Source organism: Lentibacillus songyuanensis (assembly GCF_039548255.1).
Classification (GTDB): Bacteria; Bacillota; Bacilli; order Bacillales; family Amphibacillaceae; genus Lentibacillus_C; species Lentibacillus_C songyuanensis.
On record NZ_JBCLVH010000001.1, the window covers coordinates 233,072 to 256,013 of the forward strand.

A 22,942-nucleotide genomic window follows, 5' to 3' on the forward strand; every position below is an offset into this window, starting at 1 on the left:
GGTGCATATTCATGAAAAAAAATCGCTATGAAAATATAGATACGCATATCAAGCCTAATACAGTTAAAGATATCCTTCGATGGCAAAAAGAAAGAAGAAGAAAAAAGAAAGATATGTCGTTTCAGGTTCCATTTACAAACAAAACAGAAGAACAGTTTTTGCAGACAAACCGTTCGCTCTCCACCATCACATGGATTGGTCATTCCACTTTTTTGATTCAAATGAATGGACGAAATATACTATTTGATCCAGTCTGGGCGAAGCGAATGGGCTTTCAAAAGCGCTTGTCACCTCCAGGGATTCCTATTGATGAACTGCCGGCAATCGATCTTGTGCTGATTTCTCATAGTCACTATGATCATCTGCATGATGCATCGATAAAAAAACTAAAAGGAAATCCAATGTTTGTTGTCCCTATTGGACTTGCAAAATGGTTTCATCGTAAAGGAATCCATAAAACAATTGAATGTGCCTGGTGGGAGGAGCATACAGTAACTGGATTAAAACTTGCTTTTGTTCCAGCCCAGCATTGGACCAAACGGACGCTCACAGATACAAATTGTTCCCATTGGGGAGGATGGGTGCTTCAGGACTCCGAGCAAACCATTTATTTTGCGGGGGATAGCGGTTATTTCAATGGTTTTGAGGCGATTGGAAAGACATATGACATTGATTATTGTCTGATGCCAATTGGAGCATATGAGCCGGAATGGTTCATGTCTTCCCAGCACGTTACCCCAGAAGATGCGGTGAAAGCATTCATAGATACAAACGCTAAAACGATGATTCCAATGCATTATGGAACGTTTATGCTAGCCGATGATACACCGAAAGAGGCGCTCGATCGCTTACTAGCCGAATGGGAAAAAAGAAAATTGGATGATAACAACTTAAAGGTTATGAAGGTTGGAGAGACGATCAGCATTTGACAGATGAGTAGTTAGCATAATGGGTTAGAGAACCAAACGTGCAGGAACAGGATTGAAACGTGCGGGACCATGCCCGAAACGTGCAGGACCATGCCCGAAACGTGCGGGAACAATCTTGAGACGTGCAAGACCAGCCCCGAAACGTACGAGAGTAAGTACGAAATGTGTGGGATGCACAGGTTTCCAAAACGTATCTATTTCACTTTTTTACATCCTTTTTATGCGTCGTAAAAAGGGGTAAAAGGTATTACACTAACCTTTATATTGACCACTGTGGTCATTCATGTTATATTATGACCACAGTGGTCAAATAAATGAGGACGGAAAGGGGGTAAGCCTTATGAATTCCATATTTAACAGCCTAAAGCCAGAGAAACGTGAACGGATAATTAATGCCGCAATTAAAGAATTTGTTCAAAATGGTTTTGAAAAAGCATCTACAAACGAAATGGTAAAGCAGGCCAATATCTCTAAAGGATCATTATTTAACTACTTTCATAACAAGAAAGAGCTTTATGTGTATGTAATGGAATATGGCATTGAAGTTATTGAAAAATTATACGAAAAAATCGATTTGAACGAAACCGATCTATTCAAAAGAATTGAGAATATAGGGCTGCAGAAGATGTATATCCATCAAAAGTTCCCTTATGTATTTGATTTTTTGGCATCTGCCGTTCAAGAGGACTCGGTAGAAGTAAAGGATACGATTAAACTAAAGCTTGATCCAGTCTATGATCGGGGCACAAAGAAAATATATGAAAACATTGATTACTCCAAGTTTCGAAAGGATATCGATATTGATAAGGCGATTGAAATCTTGAATTGGACGATGTTTGGTTTTGGAGAAAAAGCCATTCAGGAAATAAACTCCTTTGAAAACATAGGAGATTTTGGGGAGGAATACCTCAAAGAATGGGAGAGGTATGCTGAAATATTGAGGTCCAGCTTTTACAACTAGTAATAAGCTTCATAACGGGTACGTTTGGTAAGTGAAATGGGTCAAAAATCTAATTAAAGGAGCTGCCGGGTTATGAATGAAATTGTAAACGTACGGGGTCTGCGAAAAAGGTTTGGCAAGTTTCAAGCGTTAAGCGATGTGACGTTCACGGTAAGTGCGGGAGAGGTTGTCGGATTTATTGGTCCGAATGGTGCTGGTAAATCAACGACCATTCGAATTTTATTGGGGATTATCCAGCGGAATGCCGGCAATGCAGAAATATTTGGTAAGGATGTTTGGAAAGACAGCCTTGCCATCCATAAACGGATTTCCTATGTCCCTGGTGATGTTTCCTTATGGGGAAATCTGACGGGCGGGGAAATCATTGACCTGTTTATGAAGTTGCACGGCGGTGGAGACAAGCAAAAACGGGATGATCTAATGAAACGCTTTGAATTGGATCCTAAGAAAAAAGCCAAAGGGTATTCAAAAGGAAACCGTCAAAAAGTCGGATTAATTGCGGCACTATCGGTCGATTCGGATTTATATATCTTTGATGAGCCAACCTCTGGCCTGGATCCCTTGATGGAGGCGGTTTTTCAGGAAGAAGTTGAACAAATCAAGCAAGCAGGTAAATCCATTTTGCTTTCTTCCCATATTTTGAGTGAAGTGGAGCGCTTGGCAGATAAAGTTGTTATTATTCGCCGCGGTGAAATTGTGGAAACAGGAACCCTTGATGAGTTGCGCCATTTGACGCGTTCCACTGTAACACTAGTAACAGAAGGGGATGTTGCAGAATTGGCTGATTTACATGGCGTTTATGACTTTAAACAAAATGGCCAGCAAGCGACATTCGCTGTAGAAAATCACTACCTCAACGACATGTTAATAAAAGCGGGTCAATTAGGTGTCAAGAAGTTTGAAGCGGTACCACCAACGCTTGAAGATTTGTTTATGCGGCATTATGAAGGATGAGCATGGTAAAGGAGGGGAGTTTGGATGAAGGAGAACGTTGCACGTTGGCACATCCTATTGATACAGTATCTAAAACGTGATTGGAAGAAAACGCTTGTTTGGGTCTTAGGGCTAGGTATGTTCTCGGCCGCTTATGTTCCATTTTTTGAAGAGATAGCAACAGGGCAAGGCTTGATCGGAATGTATGAAACCTTGCAAAATCCTGCGATGACCTCCATGGTAGGGCCGACGCCAGTTAAAACAGCAAGTGATTATACACTAGGAGCAATGTATGCGCATGAAATGTTGTTATTCTGTGGTTTATTTGCGATGATCATTTCTGCTTTACATGTGGTAAGCCATACGCGAAAAGAAGAGGATCTTGGTCTAACGGAGCTGGTTCGTTCTTTTCAAATTGGTCGCCAGGCAAACTCGCTTGCTACAATCGTAGAGACGGTTCTCATTAATGTATTATTAGCACTTTTTATCGGTGGCGTCATGGTCAGTTTCGGTGCCGATTCGATATCTGTTGAGGGTTCCTTTTTATTCGGATTATCGATAGGATTTGCCGGTATACTGGGAGCGGGCATTGCGTTGGTAATGGCACAAATTATGCCAACATCATCAGCTGCGACAGGATCAGCACTTGGAATAACAGGATTGTTTTATATTGTTCGTGCAGGAACAGATGTATCCAATGTTGATTTCTCACGCATCAATCCCTTGGGGTGGACCTATTTAACGTATCCTTTTACAGAAAACAATTGGAGTCTGCTCATTTACGCGTTTATTTTCAGTATCATCATGGGGATCATCGCTTTTGTGCTGGAAGGATCTCGAGATATGGGGGCGGGCTATCTCCCGGAACGAGCAGGCCGCAAAAACGCGAGAAAGTCTTTGCTGTCCGTCCGTGGGCTATTTATCAAAATAAGCAAAGGTGTGATGATTAGCTGGTTGATTGCCTTTGTGGTGATGGGTGCGGCTTATGGTTCAATCTATGGAGACATGCGGGATTTTCTTGAGAGTAATGACATCGTGCAACAAATGCTTACTCGCTCCAATGTTTCCATTGAAGAATCATTCACAGGTACAATCATGATGGTGATGATTGGATTGGTTTCTATTTTACCGATTGTCCTGGTAAATAAATTATTTGCTGAGGAGAGTCGTTCACACTTAAGCCAGCTTTACGCGACGAAGGTTACTCGCAGCCAACTTTATTGGACCAGTGTCGGTTTGGCAGTTTTTGCAGGTATAATCGGCATCTTGTTAGCTGCAGGCAGTCTTGGTGGTACGGCTATCGCGGCCATGGGCGATCATGCAACGATGGATTTGGCTGATTTTGTAGCTGCTGGCTATAATTTCTTACCATCTGTTCTCTTCTTTATTAGTTTAGCAGGTTTAGCCCTCGGCTGGGCACCAAAACTAGGTAAGGTCGTTTATGCTTACCTTGGCTATTCTTTTGTATTAAATTATTTTGGCGGTATCGTGGATTTACCAGACTGGTTTTTCAAAACAGCCATTCAAAGCTGGATCCCACAGATGCCAATGGAGGATTTTGACGTCTCTATTTTCGTTACCATTACTGTAATTAGCGTTGTGTTGATGGTGATCGGTTATCTTGGTTATAGAAGAAGGGATATGCGGGAAGGAGCTTAAGGGAAACGGTTTGTTGAAAATAGGATACAAGGTCTGTAAGAGAACACATACCTTTCAAAGAAGTCGCATGGCAGAAGTAAGCATGCGACTTTTTAACGATGTATAATCCGAATGAATAGTGATCCGTTTAAAGGAATAAAGTCATGGGTATTTGTAAAAATAACTATACTAGAGATGTGTGTTTTGCAGAAAATGGGGGGAACCATCATGCAAGAAAAGTCTAGAAAGCAACCAAGTCAAAAAAATGAGACATCTGAGCAAATGAATAAGAATTCTTCTGAAACTCCTCCTCTTCCTGCATCGCCAAAGACAGAATTTCGCTCATGGCGGGCTATTTTTCAGCTGCGTTCAGCAGGGTATCCGTGGAAAACGGCAACAAGGGTCGCGCTGAGCATGGGGGTTCCGTTATTAATCGGAGCTTTCCTAGGTGACTTATCCATGGGGCTATTAGCAGCCATGGGCGGAATGGCTGCCGTATATGTTAATCAAGAGCCTTATTTGCAGCGGGCGCAACGGTTATTACTAATAGTTATTGGATTTGCTTTGTCCCTGGGTCTTGGTATATTGGCCGGGAGCAATGTCTGGCTGACTGCATTTGTTATCGGCACGGTTGCTATGGTGGCCTTTTTTGTTTGTGAGACGTGGGAGTTTCCGAAACCATCGGGGTACTTCTTTATCCTGGTGTGTGCAATCGGTACTGGTTTGCCTGTGGGCGCATCTCAAGCGACCCCAAGTGCTTTAATCGCAGTTGTGGGCGGTTTATGGGCATGGGCGCTGGCGATGGCTGGAGGGTTGCTTAAACCAAGAGGCCCGGAAATGGAGGCTGTACGGGATGCTTATCTGGAAGTGGCGGGGTTTCTTGCTAAAGCGGGTACTGCAGATGCAATATTTGCACAGCACAATGCCATGGTTGCTTTGCGGCAAGCTCAAAAATCGGTACAGGCTGCCGAGATGCGTCGCATAGCGCGTACTGGAAAAACAGCCCGGCTCAGACAACTGGTAAACCAAGCAAACGCGCTGTATTTAGCGGGGATTGAACTGTCAGCGGAGGCAAATGGAAGATTAACATCCAACCTGTCAGATAATGTACGAGCATTGGCGGATACAATCGAGCATCCAGAAAAAGCTGCATCGATGCAAATATCAGAACCGGCGAAGTACAGCCCAGCCCGGTTGCGTATACAGCAGGAATTGGAATTTGCTGTGTCAGTTGCGGAAAAGGAGACCTATGAAACGAACCAGAAAATCCATCTGCAACGGCAATCATTAATCGATATGCTAAAAAGTGCATTGAGCCGGCAGTCACTTATTGGGCCAATCTCCTTGCGCATGGGCATTACACTTGTAGCCGCAACGTTTATTGCTGTGGCTTTGGGGAGCGATCGTCCATATTGGGTTCCATTGACCTGTGCCGCGGTTTTAAATGGGGCGAGTACAGCAACAATATTTCATCGGTCCATTCAGCGAGCAGTAGGTACCGGCGTGGGAATTATACTTGGCGCTGTGTTGCTTACGCTGCAATCCAATCCATATATGATAGCGGTTTTGATTATGATGTTGCAGTTTTGTATCCAATTTGCGATCATCCGTAATTATGGATTTGGAGTCACGTTTATTACACCGCTTGCCTTGCTGATGGCGGAAAGTGGTCGCCCCGGAATTGATGTTGCTAGTTTGATCAGCGACCGTTTATTTGATACGTTGACAGGATGTGTGATTGGTTTACTTGGAGGATTGTTGTTATGGCGCCGCGCCTCCTCGGTCAGATTACCAGTATTACTTAGTAAACTTATTCAACGCGAAGGAGAGGTATTGCAGCGAATGTTGACAAACCCTGATTATAACCAGGGCTGGAAGTATACGGAATCACTGGAAGATATGCGCAGAAAGGTTGAAACAGCACTTATTAATGTGCGGTCTGTTTATGACATGGCGGCTGGTGAACCAAAAAGAAAGCGTCAAGGTTATGAAACCCGCTGGCCAACAGTAGTTGCGGCACAACGCATTGGCTATCTGGTTATTGCCGGATCTAAATATACACAAGGGAATTACTTGGGTAACGAACAGCTGCAACAGCTGAAAACGTTATTTAAGCAACTGCGTTATGCCGCACGTTACCAGCAAAATCCTGACAAAGATCTTCAAATCCCGGTTATTAAGGCTTATCCAACTATCGAAAAAGAATTACACATGCTATATGATGGTTTACAAATGTAGTTGGGGGAGAAAGGGCCCCACTGAATGAAGTTTCACTTTATGGTGATGTAAGCCATTCTTGCTCATAGATGATCGCTAAACGAAACTTCCCAGTGCGGTGTAGATGGTTTGCATGCCAATGCTATCGCCAGTTGCCACTGTATACCAACAATAAAAACAAAAGAAGAGCCAGGATTTTGATCTCTAATGGTTATACCTCACCTTAGGTTATTCCTGTCTAATGAAGAACAAATTAGTTGTTATCTTTTCTTCCTAGTATTAATGCTCCAGCAATCAATGGAAACTGCAGGGGCAATCGCAGCCATAGAATCCAGGGATTTGCTTGTTTTCCCGGTTGGAAGGATATTTTTTTAACAGCCATGTACACATTTGCCGGAAAAACAGCAATCATAAATAGGGCCAAAAGTTTTCCGGTAATTTGTTGTCCTTTTTTCACCCAAAGTAAGACGGAAAAAAGCATTTCAAAAACACCTGTGATCAGCACGATCGCTCGTCGAAAAGGGAGTACTTTTGGAACAACTCGACGAAAGCCAGGTTCCTTGGAGAAGTGCAAGACCCCAGCTCCAAATAAAAGAATTGAATATAGTGCTCGAAAAAAAGATTTCATCTGTATACCACCTCTTTATTTACTTTTCTTAAGTTTCTCTACTTCTGTTATTTTCGTTAGGCATCCTTTTGTTGGTATCAAGTATAGCAGTTATCCGTTCAAATATCATGTTTAGCAGGTATAACTATAAGTTGATGTAATTAAAAAGGACCAGAAGCATATTATGAACTTGTTTAGTAAAACCTCCAAAAAGGAAAAATTTATATTCAAAAAAGGAAAAAATAGGATTATAGTATATAAGACATAGATAATTATAAGGAGAAAGGACTACATCATGAAAAAGATACTTGTATTATCATCCATTATTCTATTATGTTTTATGTTAGTTGCATGTGAGGGTGAGGCAAAGGGAGCAAAAAAATCAAATGATTCCGATGAGAAGAAGAATGTTGAACTTGCTGGTTATTTTACGACAAATGAAGTAGATGTAAATGGGAATATTCCCATCCTGTTTGTTGCCAAGAATGATAGTAATAAAGCAATCAAAGTGACGGAGGATGACTTTTCACTAGAAAATAAGAAAGAAGATCAGTATTATGGTGTCGGCATGGGGGAAAGAGCCCGTATTTTAACGGTTAAGGCTCATGAAGAGGCTGCAATAATCTTTAGTTATCCTGTAACGTCTGATGAAACGTTAGAAACAGCCTATGCGAAAGATTTTAATATAGAATATGCTGGTGACTTGGAAAATGTTACCTACCCCCTTACGTTAAGTGATGAGGTACCAGCGAAATATAAAGAGATGGCTGTAGAGTGGAATGAAGAGCCAGAAGCGGATGAAGATGAATCAGACTGGGAAGACGATGGGGATGATAATGATACAGAGATCGTGAATGGATTTGAAGTCCAGAAGCGTTTTAAGATAGCCGGTTATGCGATGGAAGAACGTGGTCGCTCTCGGGTACAGGTAAATATACGTGTAGAAAATCTAACGGATGAAGAACTGCGATTTGATGCGAGCCTTTTAAAAATGTATGATATCTACCAGGAATACGATTTGGCACCTGTTAATGATAGTGCATTTAATCCACTCATGCCAATTCCTCCGCATGGGAAAGTGGATTATATTGAATATTATTTATTAGCAAATGACTATGATACAGATACAGAAGATGTAATGGCTGGTATTCTGGGATTCCATTATGTTGATGATCAGATCATGGAAAAAGCCGACGTATATGGCGGCTATCAAAAGGAACTGCCTGGCGACTTCTCGCCTGAGTAACACGGGAAGGTTAAATAAACTGAAAAGGACAGGCTTTATACTTCTATAATGAGAAGTATAAGGCCTGTCCTTTTATTATAAATATTAGAAATACAAGAGAAAACATATGAATTGTGAGATTTTATCCGCTGCTAACGGCGTGCGGTGGGAACGATGAGGGCAGCACAGAAACTGGGAAAAATGGTGCAGACCTTGGCGACAAAGATATTACGTTGGTAAGTGATACATATGTTGAAGCAGAGGCCAGTACATATCTTGCAAAACAAGCACTTGAAAAGGTTGGATACAACGTGAAAGTTACTGATGTGGACCTGGGACCAATGTTTGCCAGTATTGCTGATGGTTCGGGTGACGCTTCGTTGACTGCATGGCTGCCAAATACACACAAGGAATACTGGGACAAGTACAGTGATCAAATCGAAAAAGTTGGCACTGTTATAGATGAGGCTCCCCTAGGACTTGTGGTTCCGGACTACATGGAAGACATCACTTCCATTGAAGATTTAGCCGATAATAAAAATAATATCGGGGATAAATTGGAATGGAAAATTACCGGAGTTAGTCCAGGTGCCGGACAAATGAAGATGACCGAACAAGATGTCATGCCTAGTTATGGCTTGGATGACAAATGGGAACTGATAGAAAGCTCCGATGCAGGCATGTCAAGTGCCTTAGCAGCGGCTATAGAAAAGAAAGAACCAATTGTCGTCACACTTTGGTATCCGCACTGGGCGTTTCAAAGATGGGATTTAAGACTGTTAGATGACCCTAAAAACGAGTATGGTGACCCGGATGCCATTTATTCGATAGGACGAAAAGGACTTAAAGAAGACTTTCCAGCAGCCTATAAGATTTTAAGCCAGTTTCATATAGAACTGGAGGACAACGAAGCCGTGATGGATGACCTTGAAAAGAATGTTGACCCCGATGAGGCGGCGCAAAATTATTTAGATGATCATCCGGAGTTAATGGATAAATGGCTAGACGGCGTTGGTGAGGAATAGGGATAAAAGAAACCAGCTATCTCAAGCATAATGGGGTGGCTGGTTTGTTCTGATTGTATAATGCTCGGGAATCTAAAGTTTATTTCGATAATCAGTTTACTCCTTTTCGCTTGATATTCTTATTCCAACGATATTAGTGAAAGGTTTATTTTACTAATCAAGAAATGGTATACTTTTTATAATAATAGTAGGAGGTGTTAAAGATGAAATGGGAGCAAGTCCGTGAGCAATATCCGGAACAGTGGGTGCTTGTTGAGGCCATCTCTGCCCATTCAGAAAACGCAATTCGCTATATTGATGAATTATCAGTCATTTCAAATTTCCCCGATTCTACTTTTGCCTGGAAAAAATATAAAAAATTACATTTAGCAGATCCTTCTCGTGAATACTATATTTTCCATACTGATCATGAAGAAATTGAAGTCAAGGAACAGAATTTTATGGGAGTAAGGAGAAGACTCCAATGAAAATTCGAATGCCGGATGGTTTACCAATAGTATCCGTGGATCTTTCTTACAAGGGAAACAAAAAATGTTTAGATAATGTACTTTTAGACACAGGCTGCGCAACGACAATCTTTGATACGGATGAAGTGGAACAAATCGGATTAATTATTGATCGTAAAAGTGGAAAACCAAGGAGAATGTATGGAGTTGGTGGAGAAAGTGAATTGTGTTATAAGCAGACTGTAACTGGTTTGGAAATTGATAACTATCTGATGGGTTCCTTTCAAATGCAGCTCGGAATAACAAGAGAAACATATGGTTTTAATGGAATTCTAGGTGTAGATTTTATGTTAAAATCGGGACTACTAATTGATTTTTACGAAATGAATACAACACAAAAGTAAATTTAAGGAAATGACAAACACTTAAAATAGAGACAGGCCCTGACTTCTATGATCAGAAGCACAAGACCGTCCCATTTAATACACAACAACCGGATCATACGTATTGAGGTTGTCATACACGGCTTTCATTACTTTGGGCGGGGTGTTGACACAGCCGGCTGAGCCCTGTGACTGATAGGCATTATCTGACCAATTTGTCCGCCAGCTGGCATCATGGAAACCTTGCCCGTCATTGGTAAATGGAGCCCAGTAATCAACATCAACAGAATAATTGGGATTGCCTACAGCACTGCCCTTAAGGGTGTGTGGTGAGTCTTTAAAAAGAATATACCAAATTCCGGGTGATGTTCCTTCGTTGGTACTCATTTTACCGGTCACTACACGTGTTGTGAGTTTCATTTTTCCTTTCTTATAAATCCATATTCGCTGCTCTGAAATGGAAACTTCGGCGTACGTGTCGCCAATTCCGTTATTTGAAGTCGTTTCATAGCCAATGGGTTCATAATCCCAGCCATTGCCATAAATATTGGAAGCATCGACTGATTTCTTTTCCTTTTCAAATGCCTTTTTAAGCGCTGTTGCCTCTTTCTCCGTATCTATTGCCCAGCCATAGCCTTGTGCCTGCACGGTAACAGTCTTACCTGAATGGGTCTTGAATTGGAGTTCTTTATTTAAAGTTGATTGCTTATTATTAATCTCATCTAATTTATCCTGCATGTTATTCTTGGTGATGGACACCTTCCCATCGTTTGAAATGGAAGCAGCTTGAATTAATTCACTTGCTTCTAATGTATAGGTTTTATCCTGTACGTTATAATCAACAGTGCTTGCCATGAAATCCTGCAGTTTCTTTTCATTTTCCTTTATGATTGGACTGTCTTTCGTATCGGGTTCAATAAAGAGGGGTTCCAGATGGATGTCGCTGGTATATGCCTGTTTTTTATAATCCTTTAATAAAGCGGCGATATCATACTGTTCTCCATTTTTACCTTTCGAAATAACAACTTTGCCCTTTTCCCATGTCACTTTTGCATCTTTAGGTTTTTTCAGGTTTTTATTCATGGATTCGAGCTTTTCTTTTATTTTCTTTTTCATTGTTTGGCTTCGAAATGAATCGTCCTTTTTGGGCATCAATGAAAAATTTTTCACTTTTAAGGACGGAAAAAATGTCCATTGTTTTTTCAATAATTTTTTAACCTCAGGCAAATCTTGATTTGTAAATACTGGTTGTGTATCTTTTCCATCTAAAATTAGCTGATCACCTATATAAACTCTGTTTTTAAATTTGGCTGTTTTTAATTTATTTATGGCTTGATCTGTGGTCAGTCCACCAATACTTATGCTATTAATCGAAACCTTTGAATTGAATCGGGTAGCCTGATAATAGCCCATTCCCGCAAATATGAGTGCAATGATAAGGATGATCCCAATTACGATAAATTTCCAGTTTGCAAACTTTTTGAACCAATTAACCCGTACCTCATCTTGTTCATTTATCAAACCCATAGATGTTCTCCCTCCGCTGCATAACGACCAAGTAATCTTCCCCCTTCAACTTGCGTGTGTTTTATAGAAAGCCACTCGTCTCCTTTGAAATGGAGCAATTATCATTATAATAACAGATTTTACCTGGGGAATTTGTCACAATTTGCGGGGGCAAAAATTAATTTTCTATTTTGTTTCAGATCGGGTTAATGAGATACAGGTGGGGGACCGAATCACGGTTAGCTTGCTAGAACCGGGTGGGAAAAAATTAGGGACAGGGAGAGAAGCTGTTTCTCTTTGTCCCACTTTTTACGTAAGGTTAATGAGTGATTTAAATGCTACACTTTTATCCGTCTGATTAACACCCTCGATGTATATTAAATCTTTATCTATCTGGGAAATATCCTTATAGAGTGTAAGGGAATCTCCAGGCATGGCTTCATTGTTAAAATTGAGGTCTATGGTCTGAATAGTATAGTTTTTGTGATCTTCTACTGGAAAACAATCCATTATGTAATCAACATATCTGGAATTGGTCAAATGTCCATTAAAGTCGATATCGCTATATCCGATCACCTTATTGTATACGGCTTCTAATTCTCCAAAGCTTTTCAGTTTCCGCAGTTTTCCTTCCATTGCCCGTTCCGTTATATTCTCGGGGTAGCGAATTCCAATTGTTTCAGCCCGTTTAATTTTCCTTTCATGGATATCCATGATGATCCATTTGGAAACAGCTCGTATGATGATATTTCCGCTTGCATCTTTTACAAGGAAGTCCCGATCCATTTCCACTTTGCCTGGTTCAAGAGGCCACGTTTCAATTGTAATTTCTTCATCCCAAATGGGGTAGCGAATGATATTTACACGGATTCGGGTTAATATCCACGAAACACCGAATTTCTTCTCAAGTGTTTCAATGCCAAAGCCAAGATCTATCGAGGCCAGGCTGGCAACGTCTTGGAAGTAGCTGAACAAAGTGCTTAACTTCAGCCTTTTCGTGAAATCAACATCTCTAAGGTCAATATGGTATTGGTGTTTAAAAACGGAGGATACAGATTCCATTTGAATGACTCCTTTGTATTGTATGGCTTTATTGTATCATATTTGCCGCTGATACTTTAGGAAGGAGCTTTGTTATCAAGGAGTACTACTCTGATAAATGAATATTGCCAATCATTTATTAGATAACTATGTTAGAATATGGGTGGAACAGATTTCCCTTCTTAGGTGTGCTAACGATAGCATTATAAAGAATTTGACCAAACATTACCCGGACTATTTGCGGAATACTCCATTAATAAACAATCCATCCAGGTAAGTTATTACCGAAAAAGGAGATACATTTTTGAAAAAAATAGCCATTACTACTATTAGTTTCATATGTGTTGTTCTATCTTATTTTACATTTTTATCGGCAGAAAAGGTATTTAAAACGGATTGGGAGCTACCTCAAAATGCGGATCAGGTGGACACAGAGTATCGAATTGTGCTGATAACACAGGGGTTGGAGACTCCATTCTGGGATAAAGTCGAAGAGGGGGCACTGGAGCAAGCTGCAAAGGATGGAGCTAGTCTTGGAGTATGGGGGAGCTATGGAAATAATCAGGAGTTCTTAAATAAAATTGAAACCGCTATCTATTCCCGAGTTGATGGTATTATTGTGCAGGGACTTGATACGAATGAATTTAAAGCATTAACCAAATTTAAGGCTGCATCCTATGGTATTCCGATTATTACAGTAGCCAATGATGTTCCAATGGAGGAAAGCCTTCGAAGGACGTATGTCGGTTCAGATCAATATTTGGCCGGTCAGATGATTGCGAAACAGCTGGTGTCTGATATGGGACACTCCGGAGAAGTTGTACTCATGTATGGCAGTCAACAGCAGTATTATCAGAAGCAACGATTGGATGGTTTGGAAAGCGTCTTAAAGAATTATCCCGAGATAAAGAAGATAGATGCAAAAACCAATGATACAAGTGAGCAGGTAATCACGGTAGCAAGGAATATGCTGAATAAGTTTCCCGATGTTAATGCTTTTATCGCAGTCAATGCGGATATTTCAGGATCATTGATTCAGGAAATTGAAAGTCGCACCTTGGTTGACAATTATTATATCTATTCATTTGACGATGATCCTGAATCGTTGTCACTGCTTAAGCAGGGAAAACTTAATGGAATGGTTGAGCAATCTCCTAAAGAAATGGGGGAGATAAGTGTGCATCAAATGATCCATTTATTAAACAGTGAGAAGAGACCGCTTGATTTGGATGGATACCTCACGGATATACGTATTCTAAAACCGGAGGATGTACAATGAATAGTATTCAAAAAAAGACATGGGTGCTGGCCATCATTGTTCTGTTCATTATGATGGGGATATGGATTTCGTTAACCTATTATAATCAAAAAATGCAAAACCAATATAACAGTATCCTCGAGCGCTATTTAATCATGAATGAGGTGACTGGAGCAAGTCAACAAATCGTAACCTCGTTAAACGAGTATTTACTGAACCCCACGACGGCCAACCTGGAGAAAACAAACCAAAGCAACGATAACATGAAGAAAATGGCATCGAAAGTATCTAAGTTTAGAAACGCTGATAATGATTTTGCATTGACAAACTATGTGAACTTAATCGATAGTCTTGTGGAAACTACTGAACGCTCTGTCATGTTTCGTAATGAGCAAGAAACAGATGATTACTTAAGGGCATTTTCAGAAGCTACCCATATTTCTCAAGATATTTCCGAAATGACACTTACTCTCATCGATACAGAACTGAAAACCTATGACCGATTTTACCGCGGGATTATTAATCGCTCGGAAGAACTGAAAATGTTGGGTATTTGGCTGCTGCCGCTAATCATTCTATCATTGTTGCTATTAACATATTGGATATCCCTGCGAATTACCAGACCGGTACAACAGCTGACACAAGCGGCTAATGAAATCGCTAACGGCCGGTTCGATTTAAAAGTCGAGGTGGATTCGAATGACGAAATCTCATTTCTTGCCAAGATGTTTGATCGAATGCGTATAAATATCAATAATTATCTATCCGAAATAAAACAAAAGGCGCAACTGGAACATGAACTGCAGCAGAATAAACTGTTGCTGCGGGAAAGTCAGCTTCATAGCCTGCAAAGTCAAATTAATCCTCATTTCTTGTATAACACACTTAATATGATTTCAAAGAAGGCTTTTATCGAAGGATCCGAAGAAACAAGTGATCTGTTAGTAAACATCGCAAACTTATTACGATATAATTTAAACCGTTTAGAAAAATCTACGACGCTTTTTGAAGAGATCAAGGTTCTTCAGCAATATATCGAAATTCAAAATGCCAGATTTACGGAGCGGATTCATTTTTGTATGGAAATTGATGAATCATGTTTGGATATTCAGATACCCCGTTTAACGCTACAGCCGATTGTTGAAAATGCTGTAATCCATGCTATTGAGCCAGTGGAAGATGGAGGCGAAATCAGGATCCGTGTCATAGATGGTGATCAAAAGGTAACAATTGAAGTAGAAGACCATGGACCTGGCATGAATGAAGATAAAATAAAACAAATTCTGGACGAAAATATAAATTCAACAAAGGGGCATTCAACTGGGATTGGTATTCATAACGTTGTGAAGCGTCTGCGGCTTTTTTACAATTGTGACGATGTGTTTTGTATTAAAAGCAATTTAGGTAGTGGGACAAAGGTTATGATCAATATACCGAAAACAGGGAGGGTTAATAGCCATGAAGAAATTGCTGATTGTTGATGATGAACAAATAGAGCGGGAAGGTCTGATGGCAATCTTACAAAAAGGATTCCCTGAACTTGAAATTAACCAGGCGAAAAATGGAAGTGCTGCCTTGCAGATGGCTGGGTCATTTCTACCTGAATTGGTGTTAATGGATATTAAGATGCCGGGAAAGAGCGGTCTTGAGGTGATTGAGCAAATCAATCAAGTTTATCCTGACATGAAATTTATCATGATCACTGCTTATGCCACATTTGATTATGCACAATTAGCAATGAAGCTTGGTGTGATGGATTATTTGGTGAAGCCAAGTAAAGCAAGCGAGATTATAAAAGTCGTTGGAAAGGCGAAAAAACAGATTGAAGCAGAGCAAAAAAAGCTTGCAGCGAGTAAGCTTCAACAAAGCGCGATACAAAAGGCATTACCAATTGTCGAAACAGATGTCGTAACCCAGCTTTTGTTTGATCATGTGCATGAGATACATTTAGACATATTGGTTGATCTGTTAAACATTCGTATTACAAATGAAGCATTTGTGATTAGTATGTTATTGCCAGAGGGATCAGAAACCCTGTATCCCGTAATCAAAGAGAAAATAAGGCAAATGGAAAATGCATTAGTTGGCGCAATATTTGGCCGTCAGCTGCCAATCATCGTATTCCGGCAACCAGATAAATCCTTTCGTTCCCAAGCTACCCTTCTTGCCCGTGGGATTCTATCTAACTCCCAATTTGGAGATAGAACAGATTGGTTCATAGGAATAGGTAATGTCTGTGATTCATTAAATCAAATTTGGCAATCCTATCAGGAGTCATTAATTGCTACGAAAGATTCGACACTTCCTGTTAAATTTATTTTTTACTCAGACTTACCCGAAGTCGGCATGAAATCACAAAGCCAAAACGCGAAGCAATTAGAAACACAGTTTTTTGATCAAATACGAAATGGAAAATGGAAGGAAGTGACTGCAAGTGTAATAGATTTCATACAACATGCGGAGAAGGAAGGTGCGGATCTTTTACAAACCCAGCAACGTGTGCTGGAGCTTCTTTGGATCGCATCACGCGTGTTAAATGAATTTGGAGTGGTGGCAAATACACCATTTTATTCTAGTGAAATTCTTGATTTTAAGCAATTGAGAAATGAAACGATTCATTTGATAAACCAAATGCGACGATTTTACGAGAACCATTATCATCATTTAGAGGATAATACGATTCAACTGATAAAGGAGTATATTATTAAACATTCCAGTGGGGATATAACCTTGGATAGCATTGCCCAAATGGTTGGACTAAGTCCTGTTTACATAAGCAAATTATTTAAGGAGCGGCTTGGCATCAATTATATAACGTTCCTGACAGAGTGTCGCGTAGAAAAAGCAAAGAAACTCATGTTGGATGCAGCGAAAAGTCTAAAAGAAATTACATTTGAAGTGGGCTATCATGACCCAAACTATTTCAGTAAAGTTTTTAAGAAGATATGTGGTGCCGCACCAACGGAGTATCGAAAAACGCTTAAGAAAATAAAGAACTGAACTGATATTTAGTATTAAAATGGGGGGCTTCAATCAATGAAACGATTGTTTTTCCGGGGAAGTATATTGCTGCTTGTGCTGATTTTGGGGTGTGTTATCACAGCTTGTGAAAAAAGCGAAACAAGTAACAGTAAACACGCCAAATCGACTGAACGTAATACGTTATCAGATGACAAGCCTGCGCACTCTCATAAAGGTAAGCAAAAAATTAAAATTGGTTTCTCCATGGATACATTGCTGGAAGAGCGTTGGCCCCGGGATCGCAAGCTATTTAAAGAGGCTGTAGAGGATTTAGGCGCAGAAATGGAAATTCTCGTATCGAATGGTGACGATGCATTGCAGGTATTGCAAGCAGAAACATTAATCAATCATGATATAGATCTGCTTGTTGTCGTTCCGCATAATGCAGAGTCCACTGCGATGATTGCTAAGAAGGCTCACGATGCTGGTATTAAGGTGCTTTCCTATGATCGCCTTGTTAAGAACGCTGAAATCGACTTATACGTTTCCTATGATAATGAAGAGGTAGGGGAATTACAGGCAAAAGCAGTGACGGAAATCGTCCCTAAAGGTAAATACGTTTATATTGGAGGCTCCGAAACAGATAATAATGCACATTTGTTTAAAAAGGGTGTGTTTAATGTACTTAGGCCGCGTATTGAGAAAGGGGATATTACCATTGTATATGACCAATGGACAAAGGATTGGTTTCCAGAGAATGCTTATACGAATATGAAGGCTGCATTAAAGGCGAACGGTAATAACATTGATGCAGTCATTGCAGCTAATGATGCGACAGCTGGCGGGGTTATTCGGGCGCTTGAGGAACAGGGACTTAAAGGGAAAATACCTGTTGCTGGTCAAGACGCCGAGCTTGCAGGTGTACAGCGCATTGTTAAAGGAACGCAGACGATGACCGTCTACAAACCAATCAAGCCATTATCGGAACAGGCTGCCAAGTTTGCAGTACAGCTTGCTAAAGGGGAAAACATAGGTGTAAAAGGAATTGTTAATAATGGAAAATTGGAGGTACCATCCGTTCTGCTATCGCCAATTGCTGTAAATAAGTATAATATTGATGAGACAATTATAGCTGACGGGTTTCATTCAAAAGAGGAAGTATATAAAAACAAATAAAAAATAATGCAACGCAACAACCGCCAAGGGAAACTTTGGCGGTTTTTTACATGGGGCCTGGTTTAAAAAATGAAATGTTAAAAAAGTACAGACAATAATAAATTAATACTATAATAAAGCGTTTTCATAGGTGTGTAGTGATGCTATATTTTATTTAAGTTCTAAATAATCTGGGAGGGGTTTTATCATGAGGAAATTGAAATTTATAGCTATTATTTTTATTGCTTTGATAGTTACGCTTATGGCTTCCGGCTGCAGCAGTGAAGGGGCAAGCGGAAGCGGAGGTGTAAGCGTTGGTATCGTATTACCTACGAAAGATGAGCCAAGATGGGTACAGGATGAACAACGCTTTAAAGATGCGTTGTCAGATTCAGAGTATTCCACGGAAATTCTGTTTAGCCAAGGATCATCAGCTAAGGAAAAGGAAAATGTTGAAACGTTTATTAATAAAGGAATTGATGTGTTGATTATTGCTCCGCACGATGCAGCTGCTGCGGGCGCGGCTGTAGAAGAAGCCAAAAAAGAAGACATTACGGTTATTTCTTATGACCGCCTTATCACGGATACAGATGCAGTTGATTATTACGTTACATTCGATAGTGTGGCTGTAGGTGAAGCACAAGGGAATTTCTTAATTGATCGTGCAGAAGGCAAAAACATTCCCTTGTATCTCTATGCTGGGGCATCTTCTGATAATAATGCATTCTTGTTTTTTGAGGGGGCATGGAAGGCGCTTCAACCTAAAATTGCCGATGGTACATTTGTCATTGCGAACTCAAGTGAAGCTGCAGATTTGCAGGATAAAGCAGAACTTTCACATGATGAACTGGGTAAAATTCTTGGGCAGGTAACGACAAACTGGGATCCCAATGAAGCGAAAAACAAAGCGCAAACACACCTGACAGCCGTAGATCAAGACATGAAAGGGGATGTCGCCGTCCTTGCTCCAAATGATGGAACGTCACGTTCGATTGCTGATGTATTTGCAAAGGATCCTGAAGTTACGGATTATGTGATAACAGGTCAGGATGCCGAGAAAGCATCGATTCAATATGTCATTGATGGTAAACAGTCCATGACGGTATTTAAAGATGTTCGTAAACTTGTAGAAGATGCAATGGGAATGGCTGTTGACGTTTTAGATGGCAAAACGCCTGAGACAACGGGGACGTATGACAATGGCAGCATCGATGTAAAAGCAAAACAAACGGATGTTATCGTTGTGGATCAGGAAAATGTAAAGAATGAACTGATCGATTCTGGTTACTATGAAGAAAGTGAGTTCACGGGACTAAAATAATTGAAAATGTATACACAGGGAAGTAGTGATAGATACGTCTGTCGCTATTTCCTGACTGTAACCGTTGTTTTTAGGAGGGTAACGCATGAGCGAATATATTCTGGAGATGGATCAGATAACGAAAGAATTCACAGGAGTCAAAGCGCTCAGTAACGTTAATTTCAAAGTTAAAAAAGGTGAAATACACTGCCTGATTGGCGAAAACGGGGCCGGTAAATCAACATTGATGAAGGTGTTGAGCGGTGTTTACCCCTATGGTACATATGAAGGCGATATTGTTTATAATGGCGACGTTCAGCGTTTTAACAAAATTAGCGATAGCGTGGATGCGGGGATTGTCATTATTTATCAAGAACTGGCTTTGTTTCCAGATCTAGCAGTATATGAAAATATATTTATTGGGAACGAATTGAAAAATGGGGGTGTGCTAGATTTTAACCGAACCATTGTGGAATCTAAAAAGTTACTTAATAAGGTGAATCTGAAGGTCAACCCTGAAACGCTGATTAAGGAATTAAGCGTGGGTAAACAGCAGTTGATTGAGATTGCTAAGGCATTAAGCAAGGAAGTATCGCTGCTCATCCTGGATGAACCAACAGCTGCACTTAACGAGGATGATAGTGAAAACCTGCTGAACTTATTAGTGGAATTAAAAAAACAGGGTATCACGTGCATTATGATCTCGCACAAGCTGAAAGAAGTAATCTCCATTGCGGATAAAGCAACGGTCATTCGGGATGGGGAGACAATATGTACCTTAGACGCCTCCAAGGGAGAAATAAAGGAAAATATGATTATCAAAAATATGGTAGGGCGGGAAATGAAGGATATATTTCCAAAGCGGCCTGACCATAATTTTGGTGATAACGTTCTTGAATTATTCAACTGGTCTGCTTACGATTCTCAACTAGGACGTTATGTTGCAAGAAACATCAATATTCATGTGAAACAAGGTGAAATTATCGGTATAGCGGGGTTGATGGGGACTGGACGAACAGAACTCGCGCTAAGTATCTTCGGCAACCCAAAGTCTTACAAATTACAGGGTGATTTGATGATGGATGGAAACCCGGTTAATTTTAAGCACACCAGTGATGCAATTAAAGCCGGGATTGCTTATGTGACGGAAGATCGTAAAGGTGATGGGCTATTTTTAATACAGGACATAAAAAGTAATATTTCCATTGCAAATCTGAAAGGCATCTCATCACAGGGCATTGTCAATGAAAACGAAGAAATAAAGGTAGCAGAGGAATATAAAACCTCACTGGGGATTAAAGCAGCATCATTGCAGCAGCTTGCTGGCAACCTGAGTGGCGGCAACCAACAGAAGGTTTCTGTAGGCAAGTGGCTGTTTGCAAGTCCAAAACTGCTTATTTTGGATGAGCCCACACGAGGGATTGATGTTGGGGCTAAATTTGAAATTTATACGGTCATGAATGAACTGATCCGAGAAGGTATGAGTATTATTATGATTTCTTCAGAACTTGGAGAGGTTCTGGGAATGAGCGACCGTATTTATGTCATGGCAAAAGGTGAAATCAAAGGTGAGTTATCATCCGATAAAGCTGATCAAGAAAAAATAATGCAACTCGCCACGCAATAGGAGGGTTAATTTTATGCGATTGTTGAAAGAGGCAAAGGCTTTAATTAAAGATAATATTCGTGATTATGGGATGTATATCGCACTAATTATTATTATGATTATCTTTACCATTCTAACAAATGGTCAATTTCTTTCTTCCCGGAATATAAGTAATTTACTAGATTCAGCTGGCTATATTGCAGTCTTGGCTGTCGGGGTTATGCTGGTTATTGTTATCCGGCATATTGATTTATCGATTGGTTTTTTAGCCGGGTTTTTGGGCGCGATTGCAGCAATTTTACTTATGCAAGCAGGGTTGCCAGTGTATATCGTCATTCCCATAATTCTTGTACTGGGGATTGTAGCTGGGTCGATTACGGGATTTCTGGTAGCCAAAGTGGGGATTCCTGCCTTTGTTGCTACGCTGGCAGGATGGCTCATTTACAGGGGGGCTATCCTGCTGGTAACAGAAAAAACAGGGACGATTGTGATTCAGAATGATGTATTTAATGCCATTGGTAACGGATATATTCCCTCCATTATGGAGATTAATGGGTTGCATCTGCTTTCTTTACTTGTTGGTGTAGTGGGGATCATATGTTACATTTATAGCGCAATATCCAATCGCAAAAATAAGATGAAATATCAATTTGTGGTTGTATCGAAAGAAATATTTATTTTACAATTGATTTTTGTCTCAGCCATTATTGCTTATATTACCTGGATCCTGGCAGGATATCATGGTTTTTCCTGGACAGTTGTGACGATTCTTCTCGTTGTGCTCATCTATCATTTTATTACAACAAAGACCGTTGTTGGACGACATATCTATGCAGTGGGCAGCAATCCGGAAGCCGCGCATCTTAGCGGGATTAATGTTAGTAAGATCACGTTTCTCGTATTCGGTTCCATGGGGATGCTCTCGGCATTATCGGGAATTCTATTTACATCCCGGCTGCAATCGGCGACAACAACGGCAGGTACATTGTTTGAGCTTGATGCCATTGCGGCAGCATTTGTCGGCGGTGTATCCGCTGCTGGAGGCGTCGGCAAAGTGACTGGAGCGGTTATAGGTGCACTTGTTATGGCAACGCTGACGAATGGTATGAACTTGATGGGAGTCGGAATAGCGCCGCAATACATTATTCGCGGTGGCGTATTGGCCCTGGCGGTGATCTTTGATGTTATGACCCGGAAACAGAGGGCTTAAAGGAAGAAAGCATCCCCCGCGCGGGTCGATGAAGAGGCGATTTTGGTTGATGTTCCGGTCGCTGGGTTGATGATAAGGCCATTTCGGTCGGTGTTCCGGTCGCTGGGTTGAAGAAGAGGCGATTTTGGTTGATGTTCCGGTCGCTGGGTTGATGATATGACCGTTTTGGTCGATGTTCCGGTCGCCGGGTTGAAGATATGACCGTTTCGGTCGATGTTCCCATCCTTGGGTTGATGAAGAGGGCGTTTTGGTTGATGTTCCGGTCGCTGTGTTGATGATATGACCGATTTGGTCGATGTTCCCGTCCTTGGGTTGATGAAGAGGCGATTTTGGTTGATGTTCCGGTCACTGGGTTGATGATATGACCGATTTGGTCGATGTTCCCGCCCTTGGGTTGATGATAAGGCCATTTCGGTCGATGTTCCTGTCACTGGGTTGATGATATGACCGATTTGGTCGATGTTCCCGTCCTTGGGTTGATGATAAGGCCATTTCGGTCGATGCGCCCGTCCCTGTTTGATGCCCCCCTGATTCAAAGCTC

Annotated in this window: 20 protein-coding genes; 16 read left to right on the forward strand and 4 right to left on the reverse strand. The window is 40.8% G+C overall.

Annotated elements, in window-relative coordinates; all coding sequences use genetic code 11:
- The first annotated feature begins 11 nt into the window (after window positions 1-11).
- The 5 genes from WMZ97_RS01125 to WMZ97_RS01145 all read left to right on the forward strand — a co-directional run bounded on the left by WMZ97_RS01125 (window position 12) and on the right by WMZ97_RS01145 (window position 6,699).
- On the forward strand, window positions 12-929 hold the full coding sequence (locus tag WMZ97_RS01125) for an MBL fold metallo-hydrolase (protein ID WP_343270206.1): 918 nt from the start codon (window positions 12-14) through the stop codon (window positions 927-929).
- Window positions 930-1,269: 340 nt separating this feature from the next.
- Window positions 1,270-1,890, forward strand: a complete 621-nt coding sequence (locus WMZ97_RS01130) for a TetR/AcrR family transcriptional regulator (RefSeq protein ID WP_343270207.1) — start codon at window positions 1,270-1,272, stop codon at window positions 1,888-1,890.
- 72 nt (window positions 1,891-1,962) lie between these two features.
- Window positions 1,963-2,844, forward strand: a complete 882-nt coding sequence (locus WMZ97_RS01135) for an ABC transporter ATP-binding protein (RefSeq protein WP_343270208.1) — start codon at window positions 1,963-1,965, stop codon at window positions 2,842-2,844.
- 24 nt (window positions 2,845-2,868) lie between these two features.
- Window positions 2,869-4,482 (forward strand): ABC transporter permease, encoded by a 1,614-nt coding sequence (locus tag WMZ97_RS01140; protein WP_343270209.1) that lies wholly within the window; start codon window positions 2,869-2,871, stop codon window positions 4,480-4,482.
- Between the two features lie 207 nt (window positions 4,483-4,689).
- Entirely contained in the window at window positions 4,690-6,699 is a 2,010-nt protein-coding gene (locus WMZ97_RS01145) for an FUSC family protein (protein WP_343270210.1), read from the forward strand.
- 232 nt (window positions 6,700-6,931) lie between these two features.
- Here the strand turns inward: WMZ97_RS01145 and WMZ97_RS01150 are convergent, their stop codons facing one another.
- Complete coding sequence (locus tag WMZ97_RS01150; RefSeq protein ID WP_343270211.1) at window positions 6,932-7,306, reverse strand: DoxX family protein; 375 nt, start codon at window positions 7,304-7,306, stop codon at window positions 6,932-6,934.
- A gap of 274 nt (window positions 7,307-7,580) precedes the next feature.
- On the opposite strand from WMZ97_RS01150, the gene WMZ97_RS01155 reads away from it, so the two are divergent.
- The 4 genes from WMZ97_RS01155 (at window position 7,581) to WMZ97_RS01170 (ending at window position 10,385) form a co-directional block, all read left to right on the forward strand.
- A complete protein-coding gene (locus tag WMZ97_RS01155; protein WP_343270212.1) occupies window positions 7,581-8,531 on the forward strand; it encodes a hypothetical protein in 951 nt (316 codons plus the stop codon).
- Window positions 8,532-8,644: 113 nt separating this feature from the next.
- Window positions 8,645-9,535 carry a glycine betaine ABC transporter substrate-binding protein gene (locus WMZ97_RS01160; RefSeq protein ID WP_343270213.1) on the forward strand — a complete coding sequence of 297 codons (891 nt, stop codon included), beginning with the start codon at window positions 8,645-8,647 and terminating at the stop codon, window positions 9,533-9,535.
- Window positions 9,536-9,738: 203 nt separating this feature from the next.
- Window positions 9,739-10,002, forward strand: coding sequence for a hypothetical protein (locus WMZ97_RS01165; protein WP_343270214.1), 264 nt, complete (start codon window positions 9,739-9,741; stop codon window positions 10,000-10,002).
- Window positions 9,999-10,385 (forward strand): aspartyl protease family protein, encoded by a 387-nt coding sequence (locus tag WMZ97_RS01170; RefSeq protein ID WP_343270215.1) that lies wholly within the window; start codon window positions 9,999-10,001, stop codon window positions 10,383-10,385. The genes WMZ97_RS01165 and WMZ97_RS01170 overlap by 4 nt, the downstream gene beginning before the upstream one ends.
- Before the next feature lie 75 nt (window positions 10,386-10,460).
- On the opposite strand, the gene WMZ97_RS01175 is transcribed toward WMZ97_RS01170, so the two are convergent.
- Together WMZ97_RS01175 and WMZ97_RS01180 are read right to left on the reverse strand one after the other, a co-directional pair.
- Window positions 10,461-11,891 carry a L,D-transpeptidase family protein gene (locus tag WMZ97_RS01175; protein ID WP_343270216.1) on the reverse strand — a complete coding sequence of 477 codons (1,431 nt, stop codon included), beginning with the start codon at window positions 11,889-11,891 and terminating at the stop codon, window positions 10,461-10,463.
- A 288-nt stretch (window positions 11,892-12,179) separates the two neighbouring features.
- Window positions 12,180-12,932 carry an acyl-[acyl-carrier-protein] thioesterase gene (locus WMZ97_RS01180; protein ID WP_343270217.1) on the reverse strand — a complete coding sequence of 251 codons (753 nt, stop codon included), beginning with the start codon at window positions 12,930-12,932 and terminating at the stop codon, window positions 12,180-12,182.
- A 283-nt stretch (window positions 12,933-13,215) separates the two neighbouring features.
- Between WMZ97_RS01180 and WMZ97_RS01185 the strand changes: the two genes are divergently transcribed.
- The 7 genes from WMZ97_RS01185 to WMZ97_RS01215 all read left to right on the forward strand — a co-directional run bounded on the left by WMZ97_RS01185 (window position 13,216) and on the right by WMZ97_RS01215 (window position 22,401).
- Window positions 13,216-14,190 (forward strand): sugar ABC transporter substrate-binding protein, encoded by a 975-nt coding sequence (locus tag WMZ97_RS01185; RefSeq protein ID WP_343270218.1) that lies wholly within the window; start codon window positions 13,216-13,218, stop codon window positions 14,188-14,190.
- Window positions 14,187-15,650 carry a sensor histidine kinase gene (locus WMZ97_RS01190; RefSeq protein ID WP_343270219.1) on the forward strand — a complete coding sequence of 488 codons (1,464 nt, stop codon included), beginning with the start codon at window positions 14,187-14,189 and terminating at the stop codon, window positions 15,648-15,650. The genes WMZ97_RS01185 and WMZ97_RS01190 overlap by 4 nt, the downstream gene beginning before the upstream one ends.
- A complete protein-coding gene (locus WMZ97_RS01195; RefSeq protein ID WP_343270220.1) occupies window positions 15,628-17,169 on the forward strand; it encodes a response regulator in 1,542 nt (513 codons plus the stop codon). The genes WMZ97_RS01190 and WMZ97_RS01195 overlap by 23 nt, the downstream gene beginning before the upstream one ends.
- Before the next feature lie 36 nt (window positions 17,170-17,205).
- Entirely contained in the window at window positions 17,206-18,306 is a 1,101-nt protein-coding gene (gene xylF / locus WMZ97_RS01200) for a D-xylose ABC transporter substrate-binding protein (RefSeq protein ID WP_343270221.1), read from the forward strand.
- A 241-nt stretch (window positions 18,307-18,547) separates the two neighbouring features.
- The gene (locus tag WMZ97_RS01205) at window positions 18,548-19,606 is read left to right on the forward strand and encodes a sugar ABC transporter substrate-binding protein (protein ID WP_405027646.1); all 1,059 of its coding nucleotides are present in this window, start codon (window positions 18,548-18,550) and stop codon (window positions 19,604-19,606) included.
- 85 nt (window positions 19,607-19,691) lie between these two features.
- The gene (locus WMZ97_RS01210) at window positions 19,692-21,212 is read left to right on the forward strand and encodes an ATP-binding cassette domain-containing protein (RefSeq protein WP_343270223.1); all 1,521 of its coding nucleotides are present in this window, start codon (window positions 19,692-19,694) and stop codon (window positions 21,210-21,212) included.
- 13 nt (window positions 21,213-21,225) lie between these two features.
- Complete coding sequence (locus tag WMZ97_RS01215; protein WP_343270224.1) at window positions 21,226-22,401, forward strand: sugar ABC transporter permease; 1,176 nt, start codon at window positions 21,226-21,228, stop codon at window positions 22,399-22,401.
- On the opposite strand, the gene WMZ97_RS01220 is transcribed toward WMZ97_RS01215, so the two are convergent.
- The gene (locus WMZ97_RS01220; RefSeq protein WP_343270225.1) at window positions 22,398-22,937 is read right to left on the reverse strand and encodes a hypothetical protein; all 540 of its coding nucleotides are present in this window, start codon (window positions 22,935-22,937) and stop codon (window positions 22,398-22,400) included. The two genes, WMZ97_RS01215 and WMZ97_RS01220, sit on opposite strands and share 4 nt — an antisense overlap.
- Window positions 22,938-22,942: the final 5 nt, after the last annotated feature.